General features: G+C 64.5%; 18 protein-coding genes. 16 read left to right on the top strand and 2 right to left on the bottom strand.

Annotation, left to right across the window (positions count from 1 at the left end; all coding sequences use genetic code 11):
* The first annotated feature begins 26 nt into the window (after positions 1-26).
* The 5 genes from NY08_RS22415 to NY08_RS22435 all read left to right on the top strand — a co-directional run bounded on the left by NY08_RS22415 (position 27) and on the right by NY08_RS22435 (position 6,837).
* Positions 27-1,118, top strand: a complete 1,092-nt coding sequence (locus tag NY08_RS22415; RefSeq protein ID WP_230596611.1) for a BMP family lipoprotein — start codon at positions 27-29, stop codon at positions 1,116-1,118.
* 22 nt (positions 1,119-1,140) lie between these two features.
* A complete protein-coding gene (locus tag NY08_RS22420) occupies positions 1,141-2,643 on the top strand; it encodes an ABC transporter ATP-binding protein (protein ID WP_045198881.1) in 1,503 nt (500 codons plus the stop codon).
* Positions 2,636-3,874, top strand: coding sequence for an ABC transporter permease (locus tag NY08_RS22425; protein ID WP_045200973.1), 1,239 nt, complete (start codon positions 2,636-2,638; stop codon positions 3,872-3,874). Before NY08_RS22420 ends, NY08_RS22425 begins: the two co-directional genes overlap by 8 nt.
* Entirely contained in the window at positions 3,871-5,148 is a 1,278-nt protein-coding gene (locus tag NY08_RS22430; RefSeq protein ID WP_045198883.1) for an ABC transporter permease, read from the top strand. Before NY08_RS22425 ends, NY08_RS22430 begins: the two co-directional genes overlap by 4 nt.
* Before the next feature lie 99 nt (positions 5,149-5,247).
* Positions 5,248-6,837, top strand: a complete 1,590-nt coding sequence (locus NY08_RS22435; protein ID WP_032393865.1) for an AMP-binding protein — start codon at positions 5,248-5,250, stop codon at positions 6,835-6,837.
* A gap of 69 nt (positions 6,838-6,906) precedes the next feature.
* Here the strand turns inward: NY08_RS22435 and NY08_RS22440 are convergent, their stop codons facing one another.
* Positions 6,907-7,872: a glucosyl-3-phosphoglycerate synthase gene (locus tag NY08_RS22440; protein WP_045200975.1), complete on the bottom strand. Its 966-nt coding sequence runs from the start codon at positions 7,870-7,872 to the stop codon at positions 6,907-6,909.
* A 35-nt stretch (positions 7,873-7,907) separates the two neighbouring features.
* Complete coding sequence (locus NY08_RS22445) at positions 7,908-8,930, bottom strand: alpha/beta hydrolase (protein ID WP_045198885.1); 1,023 nt, start codon at positions 8,928-8,930, stop codon at positions 7,908-7,910.
* Positions 8,931-9,189: 259 nt separating this feature from the next.
* Here NY08_RS22445 and NY08_RS22450 point away from each other — a divergent pair, with 259 nt between their 5' ends.
* The 11 genes from NY08_RS22450 to NY08_RS22500 all read left to right on the top strand — a co-directional run bounded on the left by NY08_RS22450 (position 9,190) and on the right by NY08_RS22500 (position 21,615).
* On the top strand, positions 9,190-10,644 hold the full coding sequence (locus NY08_RS22450; RefSeq protein ID WP_045198887.1) for a condensation domain-containing protein: 1,455 nt from the start codon (positions 9,190-9,192) through the stop codon (positions 10,642-10,644).
* Complete coding sequence (locus NY08_RS22455; protein ID WP_052683911.1) at positions 10,641-12,092, top strand: MFS transporter; 1,452 nt, start codon at positions 10,641-10,643, stop codon at positions 12,090-12,092. The genes NY08_RS22450 and NY08_RS22455 overlap by 4 nt, the downstream gene beginning before the upstream one ends.
* A 92-nt stretch (positions 12,093-12,184) precedes the next feature.
* Positions 12,185-13,393, top strand: coding sequence for a lipase family protein (locus tag NY08_RS22460; protein WP_045200979.1), 1,209 nt, complete (start codon positions 12,185-12,187; stop codon positions 13,391-13,393).
* 26 nt (positions 13,394-13,419) lie between these two features.
* Positions 13,420-15,141, top strand: a complete 1,722-nt coding sequence (locus NY08_RS22465) for a CocE/NonD family hydrolase (RefSeq protein WP_052683912.1) — start codon at positions 13,420-13,422, stop codon at positions 15,139-15,141.
* On the top strand, positions 15,141-16,376 hold the full coding sequence (locus NY08_RS22470; RefSeq protein WP_442970852.1) for a lipase family protein: 1,236 nt from the start codon (positions 15,141-15,143) through the stop codon (positions 16,374-16,376). Before NY08_RS22465 ends, NY08_RS22470 begins: the two co-directional genes overlap by 1 nt.
* Positions 16,377-16,534: 158 nt before the next feature.
* Complete coding sequence (locus tag NY08_RS22475) at positions 16,535-17,077, top strand: DUF3558 family protein (RefSeq protein WP_144407416.1); 543 nt, start codon at positions 16,535-16,537, stop codon at positions 17,075-17,077.
* A 19-nt stretch (positions 17,078-17,096) separates the two neighbouring features.
* Positions 17,097-17,498, top strand: coding sequence for a hypothetical protein (locus tag NY08_RS22480; protein WP_045198893.1), 402 nt, complete (start codon positions 17,097-17,099; stop codon positions 17,496-17,498).
* Positions 17,499-17,724: 226 nt separating this feature from the next.
* Positions 17,725-18,867: a low temperature requirement protein A gene (locus tag NY08_RS22485; protein WP_045198896.1), complete on the top strand. Its 1,143-nt coding sequence runs from the start codon at positions 17,725-17,727 to the stop codon at positions 18,865-18,867.
* Positions 18,864-19,619 (top strand): phosphoglyceromutase, encoded by a 756-nt coding sequence (locus NY08_RS22490; protein ID WP_045198898.1) that lies wholly within the window; start codon positions 18,864-18,866, stop codon positions 19,617-19,619. The genes NY08_RS22485 and NY08_RS22490 overlap by 4 nt, the downstream gene beginning before the upstream one ends.
* Before the next feature lie 137 nt (positions 19,620-19,756).
* Positions 19,757-20,929: a sensor histidine kinase gene (locus NY08_RS22495; RefSeq protein ID WP_032393873.1), complete on the top strand. Its 1,173-nt coding sequence runs from the start codon at positions 19,757-19,759 to the stop codon at positions 20,927-20,929.
* Entirely contained in the window at positions 20,926-21,615 is a 690-nt protein-coding gene (locus NY08_RS22500; RefSeq protein ID WP_032393874.1) for a response regulator transcription factor, read from the top strand. Before NY08_RS22495 ends, NY08_RS22500 begins: the two co-directional genes overlap by 4 nt.
* The last annotated feature ends 4 nt before the right edge of the window (positions 21,616-21,619 follow it).

The following is a 21,619-nucleotide window of genomic DNA, read 5'->3' on the forward strand; positions in this document are numbered from 1 at the left end:
GAAGTACACCTAAATTGGAGGACATCTTGTCATTCGTTACCCGCACGAGTACGCGGAAGGCAGCACTCGGCGGCGTCGCGTCGCTCGGTGCCATCGCCCTGATCGCAGGCTGTGGATCCGCCCCCGAAGACGAAGGATCGGGCGGAGGCGGATCGAGTGACTTCCTGCCCTGCATGGTCTCCGACAGTGGCGGATTCGACGACAAGTCGTTCAACCAGCTCGGGTTCGAGGGCTTGACCGAAGCCTCCGAAGAACTCGGCGTCGAGCCACGCACCGTCGAGTCCGCATCGCCCACCGACTACGGCCCCAACATCAACAACCTCGTCGATCAGGGCTGCAACCTCATCGTCACCGTCGGATTCGATCTGGCCGACGCCACCAAGGTGGCCGCCGAGGCCAACTCCGACATCGACTTCGCGATCATCGACGACTCCACGATCGATCTGCCGAACGTCAAGCCGCTGACCTACGACGCGTCGCAGTCCGCATTCCTCGCCGGCTACGCGGCCGCGAGCTACAGCACCACCGGCGTGGTCGGTACGTTCGGTGGCTCCCAGCTGCCGACCGTCACCATCTTCATGGACGGCTTCGCAGACGGCGTGAACTACTTCAACGAGCAGAAGGGCGAAGCGGTCCGCGTCATCGGCTGGGACGTACCCTCGCAGAACGGCTCGTTCACCGGCGGATTCACCGCCAACGAGGTCGCGAAGAACACCGCCCAGGGTCTGATCGACCAGAACGCGGACGTCATCTTCCCGGTCGGCGGTCCCATCTATCAGAGTGCGGCACAGGCCATTCGCGACTCCTCGCGCCCGGTCGCCCTCATCGGTGCCGACGCCGACGTGTTCGAGTCCGACCCCTCGGTCGGTGACCTGCTGCTCACCTCGGTGACCAAGGGACTCAAGACCAGCGTCGACGAGGTCGTCGCCAACTCCGGTGCCGATGCGTTCGACAACACCCCGTACGTGGGCACTCTCGAGAACGACGGAGTCGGTATCGCACCGTTCCACGACTTCGAGTCCAAGGTCGACCCCGCGCTGCAGGGCGAGCTGGACACGATCAAGGCCGGCATCATCGACGGGTCCATCACCGTCGAGTCGCCGTCGGCACCCAAGTAGCAACAAGCGGTCGTAAAGGGATATGAAGCTCGAACTTCGCGGTATCACCAAACGATTCGGCTCGTTGATCGCCAACGACCACATCGATCTGAGCGTCGAATCCGGCGAGATCCACTGTCTCCTCGGCGAGAACGGTGCAGGCAAGTCCACGTTGATGAACGTGCTCAGTGGCCTGTATCGCGCCGAGGAGGGCCAGATTCTGCTCGACGACGTCGAGCAGAACTTCGCCGGACCGGGCGAGGCGATGACCGCCGGAATCGGCATGGTGCATCAGCACTTCATGTTGATTCCGGTGTTCACCGTCGCCGAGAACATCGTGCTCGGCAACGAAACCACCTCGCTCGGTGGACGACTCGACCTCGTGGCAGCTCGGAAGCTGGTGCGGGAGATATCCGCGAGGTTCGGCTTCGACCTCGATCCCGATGCTCTCGTCGACGACCTTCCCGTCGGCGTGCAGCAGCGGGTCGAGATCGTCAAAGCACTCTCTCGTGAGGCCAAGGTGCTCGTGTTCGACGAGCCGACAGCCGTCCTGACGCCGCAGGAGACCGACGATCTGATGCGGATCATGCGCGAACTCGCGGCGTCGGGCACCACGATCGTCTTCATCACCCACAAGCTGCGCGAAGTACGCGAAGTGGCCGACAAGATCACCGTCATCCGGCTCGGCAAGGTCGTCGGCGAAGCGAAGCCGACCGCCAGCAACACCGAGCTCGCGGCACTGATGGTGGGACGCGATGTGCAGCTGACCGTCTCGAAGGACCCGGCCACGCCCGGGGACGCGGCACTGGTGATCGAGAACCTGTCCGTGTTCGACGCCCAGGGCAACAAGACCGTCGACGACGTCAGCCTCGAAGTCGCGGCGGGAGAGATCCTCGCGATCGCCGGCGTGCAGGGCAACGGTCAGACCGAATTCGTCGAAGCCCTACTCGGGTTGCAGGACAACGTATCCGGCAAGATCAGCCTCGACGGCAACTCGCTCGTCGGGTCGACGGTGCAGGACGTGCTCGACGCAGGCGTCGGCTTCGTCCCCGAGGACCGCACCGTCGACGGACTGGTGGGCGAATTCTCCATCGCCGAGAACCTGATGCTCGATCGCTCAAACAGCATGCCGTTCGTGCGACGCGGCGCGGTGCAACGCGACTATCTGGAGAAGTTCGCATCGGACAAGCTCAGCGAATTCGACGTTCGCGCACCGGGAATCGGCACCGCCGTCGGACGCCTCTCCGGTGGCAACCAGCAGAAGGTGGTGCTCGCGCGAGAACTGAGCCGCGATCTGCGACTGTTCGTCGCTGCGCAGCCGACTCGCGGAATCGACGTCGGATCCATCGAATTCGTGCACAAACGCATTGTCGCCACCCGGGATTCGGGGATCCCGGTCATCGTGGTGTCGAGCGAACTGGACGAGGTTGCCGCACTGGCCGACCGCATCGCCGTCATGTATCGAGGAGCAATCGTGGGAATCGTCCCCGGGGATACGTCCCGCGAAACACTCGGATTGATGATGGGCGGTGAACGCGGTGAGTGAGGCCGAGCGGCCGTCGGTATCTCAGGAGCCGTCGAAGTCGCATGTCGTGTTGCGGCAGATCTTCACCGGCAGCGCGATCATCTCGGTTCTCGCGGTGTTGCTCGCGTTGATCGTCGGTGCCGTGCTCATCGCCGCCACCAACTCGGCCGTGCAGGAATCGGCCGGGTACTTCTTCTCCCGTCCCTCGGACATGCTCGAGGCGGTCTGGGATTCCGTTGCCGGAGCGTACTCGTCGTTGTTCCAGGGCTCGGTGTACAACTTCCGGCGTCCAGGATTCGAGAACGGCATCCGTCCGCTGACCGAGACGCTGACCTTCGCCACTCCGCTGATCGTCGCGGGACTCGGTGTGGCACTGGCCTTCCGCGTCGGAATGTTCAACATCGGTGGCCGCGGCCAGATGCTCATCGCATCGGCGTGCGCAGGCTGGGTCGGCTTCGGAGTGAACCTGCCGGCCGGGATCCACCTCCTCGTGGCCGTCGTCGCCGGAGTCCTGGGCGGCGCAGTGTGGGGCGGTATCGCCGGATTCCTCAAGGCACGCACCGGCGCTCACGAAGTGATCGTCACCATCATGCTCAACTACATCGCGTTCTACCTCGTCGCGTATCTGCTGCGTACCCCCGGTGCTCTGCAGGCACCGGGATCGAACAACCCCAAGACCCCGCCCATCGCGTCGACTGCGGTGTTCCCCAAGCTCTTCGGCGACCGCTACAGTCTGCACCTCGGATTCGTGCTGGTGATCGTCGTGACCGTCGCGGTGTGGTGGCTGCTCGAACGGTCCAGTCTCGGATTCCGCTTCCGCGCCGTCGGCGAGAATCCGCACGCGTCGCGCGTCGCGGGCATGAACGTCAATCGGATCTACCTGTACGCGATGATCCTGTCGGGCGCGCTGGTCGGCTTGGCCGGAGTGGCGCAGGTGCTCGGCACCGTCACCACCGGCTTCAGCGCCGACATCGACGCCGGAATCGGGTTCGACGCCATCACCGTCGCACTGCTCGGCCGATCGAAACCCTGGGGCGTGTTCTTCGCGGGAATCCTGTTCGGCGCGTTCAAGGCCGGCGGGTTCGCCATGCAGGCAGCCGAGGGCGTACCGATCGACATCGTGCTGGTCGTGCAGTCGGTGATCGTGTTGTTCATCGCCGCGCCGCCACTGGTGCGAGCGGTGTTCCGATTGCCAAAACCAGGTGAAGAGAAACTCGCGAAAGCCGAGACCGCGAAGGTGAGTGCACTGTGACCACCTCAACCGACGCCGTCGGTGCCCCCGCCGAGGCGGTGCTGGGTCGCAGCTGGAAGGTGCCCACGATCCTCGGGGTCGTGACCCTGCTCGCTCTGGTGCTGTTCGTCGTCAAGAAGGGTTCGGGCACAAGCACATTCGCGTTGGCCTCGGAGGGCGACTTCTTCGCGTTGCCCGCCGTGGGCGTGCCGTCGTTCGGCACCGGTCTCGCAGTGGTCGTCGCGCTGGCCGTCATCACCGCATACGCGGCGTTCCTGGCCTCGCAGTACCGCTCGGCACCGCTGTGGCTGCTCGCAGTGTTCGCCGTGCTGTTCGTCTTCGGGTTCCTGGCCTGGGCCGCGGACGGTGAGACCATTCCCGTTCCCGGATTGCTCATCGGCGCGGTCGCTCTGAGTACCCCGCTGATCTTCGGTGCCATGGGCGGCGTGATCTCCGAACGCGTCGGCGTCATCAACATCGCCATCGAAGGACAGTTGCTGGCAGGTGCGTTCGTCAGCGCCGTCGTCGCGTCGATCACCGGCTCCACGTACGTCGCGCTACTCGCGGCACTGATCGCCGGAGCGTTGACCGCGTCCCTGTTGGCCGTGTTTTCCATTCGCTACTTCGTGAACCAGGTCATCGTGGGTGTGGTGCTCAACGTGCTGGTGGTCGGACTGACCAGCTTCCTGTATTCGGTGGTGCTCACCAAGAACGCCGAGACACTCAACTCACCACCGCGCTTCGCGCGCATCGACATTCCGGTGCTCTCGCAGATTCCGATTCTCGGTCCGGTGCTGTTCCGGCAGACGCTCATCGTGTACCTGATGTACGTCGCGGTAGCTCTGGTTTTCCTCGGGTTGTTCCACACCAAGTGGGGCCTGCGACTGCGCGCCGTGGGTGAACACCCGCAAGCTGCCGACACCGTCGGAATCAATGTCGCCCGCACCCGATTCTGGAACGTCTGCCTCGCCGGTGCCATCGCCGGCCTCGGTGGTGCGTACTTCACCCTGGGTTCGGTCGGAGCGTTCGGCAAGGAGATGACGGCCGGTGCCGGCTACATCGCTCTCGCCGCCGTGATCTTCGGGCGCTGGGATCCGGTACGCGCGACGCTGGCCGCACTGTTGTTCGGATTCGCGTCGAACCTGCAGAACGTACTGGGCATCATCGGCTCGCCGGTACCCAGTGAGTTCATGCTGATGCTGCCCTACGTGGTGACCATTTTCGCCGTCGCGGGCCTGGTGGGCCACGTCCGGGGACCGGCCGCAGCGGGCAAACCGTACGCGTCGCGAAGTTAGCCCTCCACTACCTGACTCGGCGGTAGGGTCGTACGTCCGTTGTGACCGCTTTCACTGTAGGGTTCGATCATTGTTGCCGCAGTTTTTCGAAGGAGAGCCATGAGCTTCCGCAGTCCCTTTCCCGATGTCGAGATTCCCGAACTCAGCGTCTACGACTTCCTGTTCGGATCGATCGCCGAGTCCGACCTCGACAAGCCTGCACTGATCGACGGAACGTCGGGTGCGGTCACCACCTACAAGACGCTGATCGGCCAGATCGACGCCATCGCAGGCGCTCTGGCCGCACGCGGACTCGAGGTCGGCGACGTCGTCGGACTCCACTCGCCGAACGTGCCCGCGTTCGCGTCGGTGCTGCACGGCATCCTGCGCGCGGGTGGAACTGCGACGACGATCAACGCGCTGTACACGGCAGAGGACATCGCCAAGCAACTCACCGGCTCGGGCGCGAAGTTCCTGTTCACCGTCTCCCCGCTGTACCCGCAGGCCAAGGCCGCCGCGGAGAAGGTCGGCCTCGACGCAGATCACGTCATCGTGCTCGACGGCGCAGAGGGCCACCCGAACCTGCGCGACCTGCTCACCCAGGGCGCACCCGCCCCCGAGGTCTCGTTCGATCCGGCCACCCACGTTGCAGTGCTGCCGTACTCCTCCGGCACGACGGGTGTGCCGAAGGGCGTCATCCTCACCCACCGCAACCTCGTCGCGAACGTGGCACAGATGGAACCGCGCGTCGGAATCGACAGCGACGACGCGATCCTGGCGCTGCTGCCGTTCTTCCACATCTACGGCCTGACGGTACTGCTCAACATCGCGCTCAAGCTGCGCGCGCACCTGGTGACGATGCCGAAGTTCGACCTCGTCGAATTCCTGCGGATCATCCAGGATCAGAAGCTCACGTACCTGTTCATCGCACCGCCGGTGGCCGTCGCGCTCGCCAAGCACCCGATGATCGATCAGTACGACCTCTCCAGCGTGCACACCATCTTCTCGGGCGCGGCACCGCTGGACGAGGAACTCGGCAAGGCCGTCGCGAAGCGTCTGAACACGCGGGTGCGTCAGGGCTACGGCATGAGCGAACTCAGCCCCGTCAGCCACGCCATTCCGTTCGATCGCGACGACATGCCGCTCAGCTCGGTGGGCCAGCCGCTGGCGAACACCGAGAACAAGCTCGTCGACCCGGGCACCCTCGAGGAGATCGAGCTGCCCACAGAGGGATTGAGCAAGCCAGGCGAGCTGTGGGTCAAGGGACCGAACGTGATGGTCGGGTACCTCAACAACCCCACCGCCACCGCAGAAACCCTCGATTCCGACGGTTACCTGCACACCGGCGACATCGCCGTCGTCGATCCCGAGGGTGTCGTCTACATCGTCGACCGCCTCAAGGAACTGATCAAGTACAAGGGTTACCAGGTGCCCCCGGCCGAGCTCGAGGCATTGCTGCTCACGCACGAGGAGATCGCCGACGCCGCCGTCATCGGAGTGCTCGACGACGAGGGCGAGGAAATCCCCAAGGCATTCGTCGTCCGCCAGCAGGGTGCCACGATCGACGAAGAGGGCGTCATCGCCTTCGTCGCCGAGCGCGTGTCGCCGCACAAGAAGGTGCGACGCGTCGAGTTCATCGACATCGTCCCCAAGTCTGCGGCGGGCAAGATTCTGCGCAAGGACCTCCGTGCCGCGGAGACAGGCAAGTAGCTCGTTTCTCGAAAGCCCCAGCCGCGCCCTCCACCGTGCTCGACGGTGGAGGGCGCGGCTGGCTTCGTCTCACACCGGGGCGCTCACCGAGTTCCGGCGAGTGGCACGGAGGTAGTGGTCGACGGTGATCAGCGGGGGACGGTCGACAAGAGACAAGGGTGCCACGCTCATCGAGACCTGAGACCCGGTGGTCGAGAATGTGGTGAACTCGGCTCCGGAATCGTTCAGGCCGAGGCGCGAGAACATCGTGGCGATGATCTGCCGACTCATGACCGCCAGCTCCGAGGTCGGTCGATTTCGATGCCGTCGGGTTCCCAGTCCGACCTGACCGATCGCGCCGATACCCAACCGGTCGCACGTATCGAGCAGGACACCGATCTCGACGCCGTAGCCGGGCGCGAACGGAAGTGCCTCCAAGAGGCGACGAGTCGCGGCGTATTCTCCGCCCAAGGGTTGGAAGACACCGGCGAGCTCGGGCCGAAGTGCCGTCAGCAGCGGCCGTACCGTCAGCTGCGTGACGCGGCCGCCGCCGTCCTCGTCGGTGGTGTCACCGATCGTCAGGGGTCGACGAAAGAAGCCTTTGACCAACTCGGCGTCGTCGTCCATGACCAGCGGGCCGACGAGGGAGGGAACGAAGTGCGAACCGGGATCGACCAGATCGGAGTCGACGAACACCACGATGTCCCCCGAGGTCGCAGCCACGCCGCGCCACAGCGCTTCACCTTTGCCGCGGACCACGGGTGTGCCGGGTAGTGCGTCCTCCCTGGAGACGACGGTGGCACCGGCGCAGCGGGCCCGCGCGGCGGTGGCGTCGGTCGATCCCGAATCCAGCACCACCAGTTCGTCGATCAGGCTGCCCATATGAGGAGTCATCGAGGCGATGACGCCGGCAACGGTCTCCTCCTCGTCGAGAGCGGGTAGCACGACCGAGACGGTCCGGCCACGTTTGGCCCGAATGATGTCGGCGAGTGGCCACGGTGAGCGGGCCCAGGTGGCAGCCAGAGCCGGAGTGCCCGCAGCGTCGGTTCGGTTCATCGCTTTTCCTTCGTCATCGCTCGAGGAGTCACGGGTCAGGACGTGCCGGTCGGCAGCCCCAACGACGGTGCGATCACCGACCACGAGTCGTGCAGATCCTGTTGCCAATAGGCCCAGGAGTGGGTCCCGTTGGGTCGGAAGTTGTAGGTGGCCTCGATGTCGAGCTCCTGCAAGCGTTTCTGCATCTGTTGCGAGCACACATCGGTCGTCGCCTCGATCACGGCACCGACGGCGAGTTGCTGGGCGAGCTTGCCGTAATCGCTGCCGATACCGGGACCACCCGGTACGTCGAATGCCCCGGGCGCTCCCGTTCCGGACGAGATGTACACGTCGATGCCGCGCAACCCCTCGGCATTGACGTAGGGGTCGTTGGCAATCCAGTCGGCGCTTCCCTGGGGTCCCCACATGTTGGTGGTCGACCCACCGCCGCGGGCTTCTACCACCGACCTGACGTACATGGCACCCACCGGGTCGCTGGTACGCGCGCATCCGCTGAACGCCGCGACGGATCGATACACCGACGGGTGGGCGATCGCCAACTGCAGGACGGACGTGCCTGCCATCGAGATACCGGCGACCGAATTGGCCCCGTTGCCGTCGAGCAGAGCATCCATCAACGGAGGAAGTTCCCGACCGAGGAAGGTGGACCACATGTTTCGGCCCAGAACCGGATCGTCGTGCAGCCAGTCGGTGTAGTAGCTCGCTGCGCCGCCGCGCGGGACGACCACGTTGACGTTCTTGTCTCCGAAGAAGCCGGCGATGTCGGTCTGATCGAACCAGCTGCTTCCCCCGTCGCCGCCCGCCGCTCCGTTGAGTAGGTAGAGCGTCGGTGAACCGGGTTGTGCCGACCGAAATACGTCGACCTGGATATCGCGGTCCATGGCTGCCGAATGCACCCACACGATGTCTCGTCGGTCGGCAATGCCCTCGACGCCGACCACCGACGAGGTGGTTTCGGCGGTAGCCGGTGCCGCCGTGCTCGACAGGAGAACGACGGCGGTAGCGAGCGCGCTCAGAGCCGACGAGGTCGCCTGACCGAGGCGAAATCGACTGGGCATCAATGGTTCCTGACATCGTGGGAGCAATGCGCGAGCGGCCCGTGTCCGACGCGGTACGACCTCAGACGGTAGATCGGAACACTGTCATCGACAACAATGCTGACGATTGTTCAGTTTTGACACAGATATCCCGCGGATCGTTGTCAATTTTCCAAAATGCTCGTCGGCGGGTTTCTCGGCCTCGGCCCGGATGATGCACTGGCTCCTCCGACGCACTTCTCCGCGTCGAATCGCTCTGTCTCCTTCGAAAGGTTGTGTCGTGGTCGCATTCGGACTCATCGACGAGTGGAAACCCGCTCCAGGACCGCTCACCACGTGGTCACCCACCGTCGCTTCACGAGCTGCTGCCGCGGCCGCACCCGTTCACCCGGCACCGCCCTCGCACATCCAGCAGGCGTATCTCGAAGCCGCGTACCGCAACCGGGGATCGTCGTTCCGATTCTCCCGGCTGTGCCTGGTGACGTTCGAGATCGAAGGCGCACTGGACCGCGCCGCGATGGGGCGCGCATTCAACACGTTCGTCACCCGGCACGATTCGTTCCGCAGCTGGTTCTCCACCACAGCAGAAGGTTCTACGCGCCACCTCGTCGACATCGCCGACATCGCGCTCGAACCGACCGATTTCGGAGTGCCGGCGGACTCCGAGGCCATCCGGCGTCACGTGCAGGACAGCACGCCCGGTCCCGAGAGCTGGGATTGCTTCTCGTTCGGAACGATCGAACACGACGATCACTTCGTGGTGTACGCGGCGGTCGATCACCTCGACACCGACGGCATCTCGCAGGCTCTGACCTACTACGAACTGCGCCAGCTCTACCGCAATGCGGTGACAGGGGAGTCCGACGGCCTGTTCACCCCGGGCAGCTACCTCGAATACTGCCGGCGTGAACGTCTCGAGAGCGACGCCACAACCCTGGACAGTCCTGCCGTTCGGACCTGGATCGATCTGGTCACCGACAACGGAGGTGATCTTCCGACGTTCCCACTTCCGTTGGGACGCAGCAGTGTCGACTACACACGGACCTCGCACAGCTCGTTCCCGTTGTTCGACGGTGCCACGGCGCGGGCAGTGGACGAGGCGTGTACAGCCGTGGGAGTCAAGTTCATCGGCGGAATCTTCGCCGCCGCAGCCCTGGCGGAGTACGAGCTCGCCGGCCGGGACAGCTACCTCGGGCTGACACCCAAGAGCACTCGGTCGACGCCGGGTGAATTCGCGTCGATCGGGTGGTACTCGAGCCTGATTCCGGTGCAATTCGACCTCGGTGAGCAGCCGACGTTCCGTACTCTCGCGGTGCTCGCGCAAGAGGCATTCGACTCCGGAAAGCTGCTGGCGAACACCTCGTACCACCGGGTGCTGGAGCTGGCCTTGCCGGAACACGGAATCACGACGCAGCCGGGATGGACCGCGCCGATGATCTCCTACGTCGACGTTCGCAAGCTACCGGGCGAAGCCGAATTGGACGCGGCGGGAGCCGGTCTCTACGGCAACCGCGGCAGCTCCGAGGAAGTCTTCATGTGGATCAACCGCTTCGAGGACCACACCGGCGTCGAGTTCCTGTACCCGGGCACGGACGAGGCCGATCGTTCGATCGACCTGTACTTCTCCAAGATCTCCGAGATCTACTCCGCCGTGGTCGACAAGGGTGACTACATTCCACAGCCGCCCGAGGCTCACGTGTTCGCCCACGAGCTTCCGGACGTCAGCCGGGTATGACGCACCCTCGCAGCGGCTCGTGGCTGACGCTGGGTGCCTGTCTGCTGGCCGTCACGATGCAGATGATCGACGTCACCGCCGTCACCGTGGCGTTGCCGACGATCGCGCGTGACCTCGACGCGTCGGGCACCGGGCAGGTCTGGATCCCGACGGCGTACCTGCTCGCGTTCGCCTGCGCGCTGCTCACGATGGCACGCGCCGGTGAGGTCTTCGGTCGCAGAACGGTATTCGTCACCGGCACTGTGCTGTTCGCCGTGACATCGGTGCTCTGTGCGTACGCGCCGACGGTCGAACTGCTCGTCCTCGCTCGCGTGTTGCAAGGGCTCGCGGGAGCGGCGATGTCGGCCCAGACGGTGGCGATCGTGACAGCGGCCTACTCCGGCACCCGGCGCACCACCGCGTTCGCGCTGTACGGTGGCACCGCGGGGCTGACCGGACTCGCCGGGCCGTCGATCGGCGCAGCGCTGTTGCACCTCGACATCCTCGGAACCGGTTGGCGCGCACTGTTTCTGATCAACATCCCGATCTCTGCGGCTGCAGTCGTTCTCGGTCGCAGGTTCGTCGCACCGGGTACCGAGCAGGTCCCGGCAGGACACGGAGGACGGTTCGACGCGGTCGGTGCCGCCCTGTGGTCGATCGGGGCTCTGCTGATCGTCTGCCCCGTCATGATCAGCTCGAGTGCCCTCGCTGCCATGCCCGCGGTTGCGCTCGGTCTGACGACCCTGGCCGGGTTCGTGGTGTGGGAGCGTCGTCGACGTGCAGCGGGAGCGCACGCCATGGTGAACATCGGTGTCTTCGGTGCACGCGGATTCTCCGTGGGATGTGCCGTGTCGGCCCTCGTGTACGGCACTTTCACCGGATTCGTTCTGACGATGTCGGTGACACTGCAATCCGGACTGAGTGAGAGCGCGTCGACGGTGGCAGCGATCACCGTTCCCTTCGCGCTCGGAGCCGTGCTCGCCTCCGCGGCTGCGCCGATCTCGTTCCGCCACTGGGATTGTCGAGTCGTTGTGGCCGGTGCGGGGGCTATGGGACTGGCTCTGCTCGTTCTCGGCGTCACCACCGAGTATCTCGACAGTGCAGGCTTCCCCTGGTGGGCGGTCGTCCCGCTCGGTGTGCTCGGCGCGGGTCTCGGGTCGGTGATCGCGCCGCTGCAGAGCACCATCGTCGCCGGGGTGGCCCCGCACGCCATCGGCTCGGCGTCGGGGATCATGCCGACCGTCCAGCAAGTGGGATCTGCTGTGGGTACTGCGGTCACCGGTGCCGTGTACTTCAACCTGCTTCCCGCGGAGCCGGTCGCCGCGGACTACCTGACGTCGCAGCGGGCGGTGCTGTTCGGGCTGGCCGCGACCATGGGGTTGGCCACCGCAGTCGCGGCCGCGCTGCCCCGCGGCGATCGCGAGTCGGTCGACCGCAACTCGCCGATGGTCTCCCAGGGTGCGCCGTGACTGTTTCGAAGTCGATTGTCCGTCAACGGTATCCGAATATCTCTCACCCGAACCTTGCGTTCGGGCCGATCGAAATCGAGAAGAATTTCGCCATGCTTCGCACCCTCGTGACCCTCACACTCGTCGTCGGGCTGATGTCGCTGTTGTTCGCTTCGGCTCCCCACGCGTCGGCAGCGCCCGGTGATCCGGCCCCGGTACCAGGCACGTTGTACGCGGCGGCTGCAGACCTGAACGGAAAGAACAACGGTGATGTCGTTGCCAGTCGGCGGTTTTCGAGCCCCCTGTATCCCGGCGCCGACATCTGGCAGCTCCAGTACCGGTCGTCCGATTCCCGAGGCGACGCCATCGCCGCAGTGGCAACCGTTCTGGCACCGATGAACCGCGCCTCGGGCGGACCATTGCTGTCCTATCAACCCTTCGTCAACGCGCTCGGGTTGCAATGCGCTCCGTCGGAGTCTCTGTTCGGTGCCGACCCGACGACCGGCGTGCAGGAACGTGAATTTCTCAATCTCGCGCTGATGCGTGGATGGACCGTGGCGGTACCGGACCACCTCGGGCCGAAAAGTGCCTACGGCGCAGCCAAATTGGGCGGACAGATCACGCTCGACGGCGTCCGCGCCGCACAGCGCGTGCCGGAACTCGGTTTGGCAGCGAGCCCGGTGGGTATGGCCGGCTACTCCGGTGGCGGAATGGCGACGGCGTGGGCCGCGGCGCTCGCTCCCAGCTACGCACCGGAGCTGAACATCGTCGGTGCCGCAGCCGGAGGTGTGCCCGCAGATCTGGACAACATCGCCCGCGCATTGGGTTTTCAGCCCCACCAGGCATTCGGTCTCGCGTTCGCTGCCGCCCTCGGACTCGAACGCGAGTACCCGGATCGCTTGCCGATCACCGCACAACTCAATTCCACCGGTCTGGCGTTGAAGGATCAGGTGTCGAATGCGTGCACGCCGGTGATCCTGGCGACCGGAGCGTTCAAGAGTGCGCTGGCCGTGTCGACCACCACCTCTTTGGTGGACAGCCCCGAGGCACAGCAGATCATCGACGAGAACAGTCTGGTCAAGTACGCAGGTGTGCCGACGGCACCCACACTTCTGTGGGGAAGCGACAACGATCCGCTGATTCCGATCGGTGCGCTGCGTGACACTGCTGCGCGGTACTGCGCGAGTGGGGCCACGTTGCAGTTCGACGTCGTCCATGCACCGCAGCACATCCAGGCGGCATTCGAGGGGCTTCCCGCCGCACTGACATTCCTGGACAACAGGTTTCGGGGCGTCGCGCCGCCGACCAACTGCCTCCGATGAGACGGTGGGCAACTGTCGTCGCTGCTGTGACGACAGCTCTGGTTGCGGCGTCGGTGCCCGGATACGCAGCGGATCTTCCGGTCCTGGCACCGCAGACGCTCGGCGGCTTCTCGGTGCAGACTCGGTACTTCGACATCGCAGTGGGACCCGAACGCGATCAGCACTGCACCGTCGTCGGAGATATCTATGTTCCTGCCGGGCTCGGACCGGCACACCGAGCCCCGGCCATTCTGACCAGCAACGGTTTCGGCGGGTCCAAGGACGACCAGGCAGGTGCCGCTGCCAGATTCGCCACCCACGGCTACGTGGTGCTGTCCTACTCGGCCCTGGGTTTCGGCGGCTCGACGTGCAAGATCTACTTCGCCGATCCTGATTACGACGGGATGGCCGCGTCGGCTCTCGTCGGCTACCTCGCAGGCGAGAGCGGCGGAGTGTTCACCGACCCCGCACGGACGGTGGCCGCTCCGGCACTCGACGTGGTTCGACTCGACGGACCCGGTGACCCGCGCGTCGGCTACCTCGGCGGTTCCTACGCCGGCGCAACAGGATTGGCCACGGCATCGGTCGATCCACGATTGGACACCGTGGCGTCGATGATCACCTGGAACGATCTGGCGCGGTCGATGGCACCGGACGGGGCGGGCCGCAGATCCGTCGGACCGGTCAAGAGCGTGTTCGGGTCGGCGTTTCTGGCGGCGGGCGCAATTCTGACCGGCCCGGGCGGATACGCAGTCGATCCGGCACGGGCGCAGGGGTGCCCGAACTACGCCCAGTGGGTGTGCGACGCCGCGTCCGCCTTCGCTGCCAATCGCGAACCCGGCCCGGAAACTCTGGCGGCGATGCGTCACGTATCGCCGGTGGACTACCTCGATCGCGTCGATGTCCCGGTGTTGCTCACGCAGGGCCAGAAGGATTCACTGTTCAGCCTCGACGAGGCGGCCGGCACCTACGAGACCTTGCGTTCGCGTGGCGTCGAGACGTCGATGATCTGGCACTCGTGGGGACACAACGATCGCAAGGGTTATCCGGGAGAGTTCGACATCAAGGCACCCGACCCGTTCACTCAGCACGAAGCGGCACTGGTGGGCAACTGGCTCGACCGACACCTCAAAGATCGTGACGTCGACCCGGGGCCGGCATTCACCTATTTCCGAGATTGGGTGCCCTACAGCGGCGTCGCGTCGCCCGCGTACGTCGAATCCGAGACATTTCCGGTAGGTGCCCGGCGCACGTTTCAGTTGTCGAATGGATCGCTGTCCGAGGGTGATTCGACGAATGGTGTTTGGAAACAGACGATTCGGGGCGCAGGTGCGTCGATGCCCACCACGTTCGGACTGCCGAATCTCCCGGGCGAGTTGCCCGTGCCGCGGGTCTCGTTACCCGGTTCTGCCGCGAATTGGACGACCCCGCCACTGACCGAACCCATCGATGTCGTCGGCGCACCGACGTTGTCCATCAGTCCCACGGTGTCCGGTCCCGCGACCGTCTTCGTCACCGTGCTCGACGTAGCACCCGACGGTGCGCGCAGTCCGATCCACGGACTGGTTGCACCTGCCGTACTCACCGGATCCGGCGAGCCGGTGACCATCTCGCTACCGAGCATCGTCCATCGATTCGACCTCGGACACCGCATCGCCGTCGAGATCACCGCGTCGGATCCGTCCTTCGCGGGTGGGCCGGGCCCAGCGGACGTCACCGTGTCCTCGACGGATCCGATCAACCAGTTCTCTCTTCCCGTAGTTCCGTGATCTTCGATCTTGCTCACTCCGAAAGGCGCACCGTGATCCGAAAGCTCTCGACCCTGGGGTCCATCCTGGTGGCACTCTGCGTGTACCTGTTCGCAACGGGCACAACAGCGTCGGCGGCTCCTGCGCCGACGGCCCCCGATCCGGACGTCTTCTATGCGGCACCGGCCGACATCGCCGATCACGCGCCGGGTGACATCCTGGCCAGCCGTCGTGCGGACGCCTGGATGTACCCCAACACCGACATCTGGCAACTGAAGTACCGGTCCACCAACTCCGCAGGTGCACCGGTTGCCGCAGTGACCACGGTGCTGATGCCCCGAGGTAGAGGCGCGGGAACCCCACTGGTGTCCTACCAGGCCGTCATCAATGCTCTGGGCGTCAAATGTGCCCCTTCGCACGGACTTTTCACCTACGAGATCGGTGAAGCGCCGAGCCTGTACCTCGGTATGGTCGCCCGCGGTTGGGCGGTTGCGGTGCCGGACTACCTCGGACCGACCGGTGCCTACGGCGCTGCCGAATACGAAGGTCGGTTGACGCTCGACGGGGTTCGAGCCGTGCAGAACTTCGAGCAGTTGCCGCTGAAGGACAGTCCTGTTGCATTGCTGGGTTACTCGGGAGGTGCCCTGGCGACGTCGTGGGCCGGTGCCATGGCACCCACCTACGCGCCGGAGCTGAACATCGTGGCCAGTGTGCACGGCGGAACTCCCGCCGACCTGGGCTTGATCGCAAAGAACCTGGGCTACAGCGCGATTCCGCATCCGGCCTTCGGAATGGCGCTGGCGGCATCCCTCGGACTCGAACGTGAATACCCCATCGAGTTCCCCGTCTCGGAGAACCTCAATGCGGCGGGTCTGGCCCTGCGAGATCGTGTGAGCAACGAATGCAGGCGTCCCATCATCATCGGCGGAGCGTTCAAGAGCGCCCGGGACCTGTCGAATGTCGACATTGCCTCGCTGCCTTCTGCGCAGGCGGTTCTGAAGAAGAACAGTCTCGTGGAGTACGAGGGCGTTCCCACCGCCCCGGTGTACATCTGGCATGGGATCAACGACTTCATCACTCCGTTCGCGCCGGTGAAAGAGACGGTCGACCGCTACTGCGCAGCGGGCGCAACGGTGCAGTTCCGGGCGTACCCACTCGCCGAACACTTCAGCGGATCGCTCGTCGGACTGCCCGAGGCCTACGCCTACGTGGACGCGCGATTCCGAGGGGAGCCGGCTCCGTCGAATTGCGGCTGACCTCTGCTCGATGGTGACCTCACACCTTTTCTGACGACTGCGCGCCCCCACTCTGAAGTGAGCGGTGGCGCGCACTCGTCAGTAGGTGTGTGAGGTCGTCGCGGAACCGAACCGACATTCGCCGCGTCCAACAAGAGGTGAGGGCAACGCGGTGGTGGGTGGCGGGTCTGGTCGGCGTGATGGTGTCGGTCTCCGGATGCGGCGGGGCGACCCAGAGCGCGCCGGTTGCAGAGCCGACGAGCTCGGCGGTCGCGACACCGGTGGAAGACGAGCCATGGGATCCCTGCACCATCCCGAACGACGCCATCGAGGCAGCAGGATTGGATGTGGACAGCAAGAGCACGAACCTGTTCGGAGACGCGCCGTTGTCCACCGACTGGAAGACGTGTATCTGGACAGACCCCGATCCGGGGTCGTGGTATTTCCTGGGAGTGTTCTCCTCTTACCACGATCTGGCTTATCTGCAGTCGAACGAGCAGTTCGGTGACTTCACGGCACCCGATAGTGCTGGTGCTGTGCAGTTTCGGCGAACTGCGAGTTACGACGAGGTCAGCTGCGGTGTCGCGTACGAAGTGGTCGGAGGAATCGTGTACTTCATTCTCGACGGTAGGGCCGGGCGCGAGGCGAAGGGCGAACCTTGTTCGGAAATCGGTCGAGTCACGGAATCCTTGCGGGCAAACCTACCGGCGCGGGCACGGTAGATCGAAAGATAGAGGTTCGATGACATCTGGAAACGGAGACCTGTTCGAGTCGATGCAGTATTGGCAGAACCTTTCGGAACGTGCCGAGGCGGGGTTGATGGAAATCCCGGAGGGCGTTGCTGCCCAGTGCGACCGGGTCTGCGCCGAATACATCGACCATCTTGCCGAAATGCTGGTGAAGACCAAGTTCCTCGTCGACTTCGACGCATTCGGCACGCTTCCTTCGGCTCAGCAGCTGGGTCGAAAGTTCAAGCGACTTGCCGATGGGGAAGAGCGGTCGGCGGCTGTCGCGATTAGGCAACATATCGAAGTCATCGAATTGATGCGCTCGGTGTTTCGTCGCTATTTCGTCGAGACCGAGGAGCTCGATGAGAGTGTGAGAGCTCGAATCGGCGCGATCGGGGCGGACCTGGGGGAGTGAGCCGGTAACCTCACACCCTTTCTGTCGACCTCACACACCAGCCAGGACTCGAACCCCGGCGCGCAGTCGGGAAAAGGGGTGAGGTGTCGACAGTCCCGGCGGCGAAGCGTCGAACAATGTCCGAAATGTCCGCAATATCAACCCTCGCAACACAATCGAGACAACGCTCACGAATGGGATGACCTAGTCTGCGATCGTGAACCCTTCCGCTGCCCGTTTGGTGCCGATGCGACCTCGTGATCCGAACGAGCCGCATCGCTCCGCGAGCCCACTCGAATTGTTCTTCGACCTGGTGTTCGTGGTGGCCGTCAGCATTGCGTCGGTTCAACTCCATCACGACCTCACCGAGAACCACATCGCCGACGGTTTGCTCGGCTATGCGCTCGTGTTCTTCGCGATCTGGTGGGCGTGGATGAACTTCACGTGGTTCGCGACGTCCTTCGACACCGACGACTGGCTGTATCGGACGCTGACCGTCGTACAGATGGCCGGGGTGTTGGTGCTCTCCGCAGGAATCGAATCGGCGTTCGTGGACCAGGATTTCACCATCGTGGTGATCGGGTACGTGGTGATGCGCGTGGCGATGGTGACTCAGTGGCTGCGGGCATCGCGAAGCCCCGAACATCGACAGACCGCGCTGACCTATGCGATAGGCATTGCGGGAGTGCAGGTTCTGTGGATTCTCTGGGTACTGCTGCTCGACGGCACCGCCGCGATCGTCGTGTTCGTCGTACTCGCGGGCGTCGAGATGTCGGTACCGCTGATCGCCGAGCGGCGGGGCACGACACCGTGGCATCCGCACCACATCACCGAACGCTACGGACTGTTCACACTGATTCTGCTCGGCGAATCCCTCCTCGCGTCGGCCAACGCGATCATCGAGGCAATTCACGACGAGACCGCCCTCGCACCATTGATCTCGATCTCCGTCCTCACTCTCGTCGTCACCGCGAGCCTGTGGTGGATCTACTTCTGGCCCCCGCATCACCGAGCGATCGGAAAATTCGGCAACTCGGTGATCTACGGCTACGCCCACTACTTCATCTTCGCGGCAGCAGGCGCGTTCTCGGCCGGCATCGAGGTCGAGATCGACGTACTGACCGAGCACAGCAAGCTCGGCGACACCGCCGCGTCGTTCACGGTCACGATCCCGATCGCGGTGTTCGTGTTCGGGGTCTGGCTGATCGCTATCCGTGCCCACGCCGATCGAGTGGTCAACGTCGTCGTCCCCACCGGTGCCGTGCTCGTGCTGTTCGACCCCGTCATTCCCATCCCGATCACCCTCACCGCCGTCGTGATGATCGTCGTCGTCGGCGTGCTCGTCGTACGCGGGCCGGCGCAGCCGGAGCATGAGAAACTGACCACATGAGTATCGGAACCTTGATTCTGCTTCGTCACGGCGAGAGCGAATGGAACGCGTCCAACCAGTTCACCGGTTGGGTGGACGTGCGACTTACCGAGAAGGGTGAGGCCGAGGGCAAGCGCGCAGGCCAGCTCCTCGCCGAGGCGGGCACCCTGCCCGACCTGCTGTACACCTCGCTGCTGCGTCGCGCGATCAGCACCGCCAACCTCGCACTCGACGCGGCCGACCGGCACTGGATACCCGTCGTCCGCGACTGGCGTCTGAACGAACGGCACTACGGCGCACTACAGGGACTGAACAAGGCCGAGACCAAGGACAAGTACGGCAACGAGCAGTTCATGCTGTGGCGTCGTAGCTACGACACCCCGCCGCCGCCCATCGAGATCGGCAGCGAGCACAGCCAGGACGCCGATCCGCGTTACGCCGATCTGGACAGCGTTCCGCTGACCGAGTGCCTCGCCGACGTCGTCGAGCGCCTGATCCCGTACTTCGAGGAGACGATCGTCGCCGACCTCAAGGCAGGCAAGAACGTCCTCGTCGCCGCGCACGGCAACTCGCTGCGCGCTCTCGTGAAGTACCTCGACGAGATCTCCGACGCGGACATCGCCGAACTGAACATCCCCACCGGCATTCCGCTGCAGTACGACCTCGAGGAGGTCGACGGAAAGCTGAAGCCCACCAACCCGGGCGGCACCTACCTCGATCCGGAAGCAGCGGCGGCAGGCGCAGCTGCCGTGGCAAACCAGGGCGGCAAGTAGCGCCACCTCCCGCAAACCGACGTTTTGTCGTAACTGCAGGTGAACGATCGAAGAACACTGCCGACGGGGACTATGACGACCAGGGAAATGCCTGCACCCTGCGTATGTGAGCTGTCCATCGAACGTACGATTCCGGTGTGAGTGTCGCATCGGCCGTACTACTGGCTATCGCCGCGGCCTTCGTGGGATACCTCGTCGGCGGTGTTCTGATCCCGTACCTCAACACTCGACACTCGGAGCGTCGCCGAGCCAGCTCCGGCCTGACGATGTCGCAGGTACTGGACCTGATCGTCCTCGCATCGGAGAGCGGCATCGCCGTCGTCGACCAGTTTCACGACGTGGTGCTGTTCAACCCGCGCGCCGAGGAGCTGGGACTGGTGCGTAACCGTCTGATCGACGATCGTGCCTGGGAGACCGTTCTCAAGGTCCTGGCCGACGGAAACCCCGTCGAGGTCGACCTCAGCTCGAAGAACCCGAGAACCGGCCGCGACAAGATCGCCGTCCGCTGCGTCGCGCGCCTGCTGAGCAAAGAAGACAAGCGCTTCGTGGTGCTGTTCGCCGACGACGACTCGGAGCAGGTCCGGATGGAGGCGACGCGTCGGGACTTCGTCGCCAACGTCAGCCACGAACTGAAGACCCCCGTCGGCGCAATGAGCCTGCTGGCCGAGGCGCTGCTCGAATCGGCCGACGATCCGGACTCCGTCCGGCACTTCGGCGGCAAGGTCGTCGCCGAATCCAAACGGCTCGGCAACATGGTGACCGAACTGATCGCGCTCTCGCGACTCCAGGGAGCCGAGAAGCTACCCGACCTCGAGGTGGTCGACGTCGACACCGTCGTCAACGAGGCGATGGATCGATCCAAGCTCGCCGCCGAGAACGCCGGAATCTCCGTCACCACCGACCACCCGAGCGGCCTCGAGGTCCTCGGAGACCAAGCTCTGTTGGTGACGGCCCTGGCCAACCTCATCCAGAACGCCATCGCCTACTCCTCGGACGGCTCGCCCGTCTCGGTGAGCCGAGCTCTGCGCGGAGACAACGTGGCGTTCGCCGTCACCGACCGCGGCATCGGCATCGCCAAGGCAGACCAGGAACGCGTCTTCGAGAGATTCTTCCGCGTCGACAAAGCTCGGTCGCGGGCCACCGGTGGCACGGGCCTCGGCCTGGCCATCGCCAAACACGTCGCAGCCAACCACAACGGCAGCATCTCGCTGTGGAGCAAGCTGGGCACCGGATCCACCTTCACCCTCCAGATCCCTGCGTACTTCGAAGAAGAAGACGACGCTTCGGTTACAGAAAGAGAGAATCAGTGACCAACGTTCTGATCGTGGAAGACGAAGAGTCGTTGGCCGATCCACTGGCCTTCCTGCTCCGCAAGGAAGGCTTCGAGGCCACCGTCGTCGGAGACGGACCGTCGGCACTGGCGGAATTCGACCGCGCAGGAGCCGACATCGTGTTGCTCGACCTCATGCTCCCCGGCATGAGCGGAACCGACGTGTGCAAGCAATTGCGTTCGCGCTCAGGGGTTCCCGTCATCATGGTGACCGCACGCGACAGTGAGATCGACAAGGTCGTAGGGCTCGAACTCGGTGCCGACGACTACGTCACCAAGCCGTACTCGGCACGCGAGCTCATCGCCCGCATCCGCGCAGTTCTTCGGCGCGGCTCCGACGCCGAGGTCGACGGTGGAGTCGACACCGGAGTGCTCGAAGCCGGACCGGTGCGCATGGACGTCGAACGCCACGTGGTGATGGTCGGATCCGAGCAGATCACGTTGCCGCTCAAGGAATTCGACCTACTCGAGTATCTGCTGCGCAACTCCGGTCGAGTGCTGACCCGCGGGCAGTTGATCGACCGCGTGTGGGGAGCCGACTACGTGGGCGACACCAAGACACTCGACGTGCACGTCAAGCGACTGCGCTCGAAGATCGAATCCGATCCGGCCAAGCCGGAACACCTGGTGACCGTGCGCGGACTGGGCTACAAGCTCGAGGGGTAGAGCC

This window comes from Rhodococcus sp. B7740, from assembly GCF_000954115.1.
Taxonomy (GTDB): domain Bacteria; phylum Actinomycetota; class Actinomycetes; order Mycobacteriales; family Mycobacteriaceae; genus Rhodococcoides.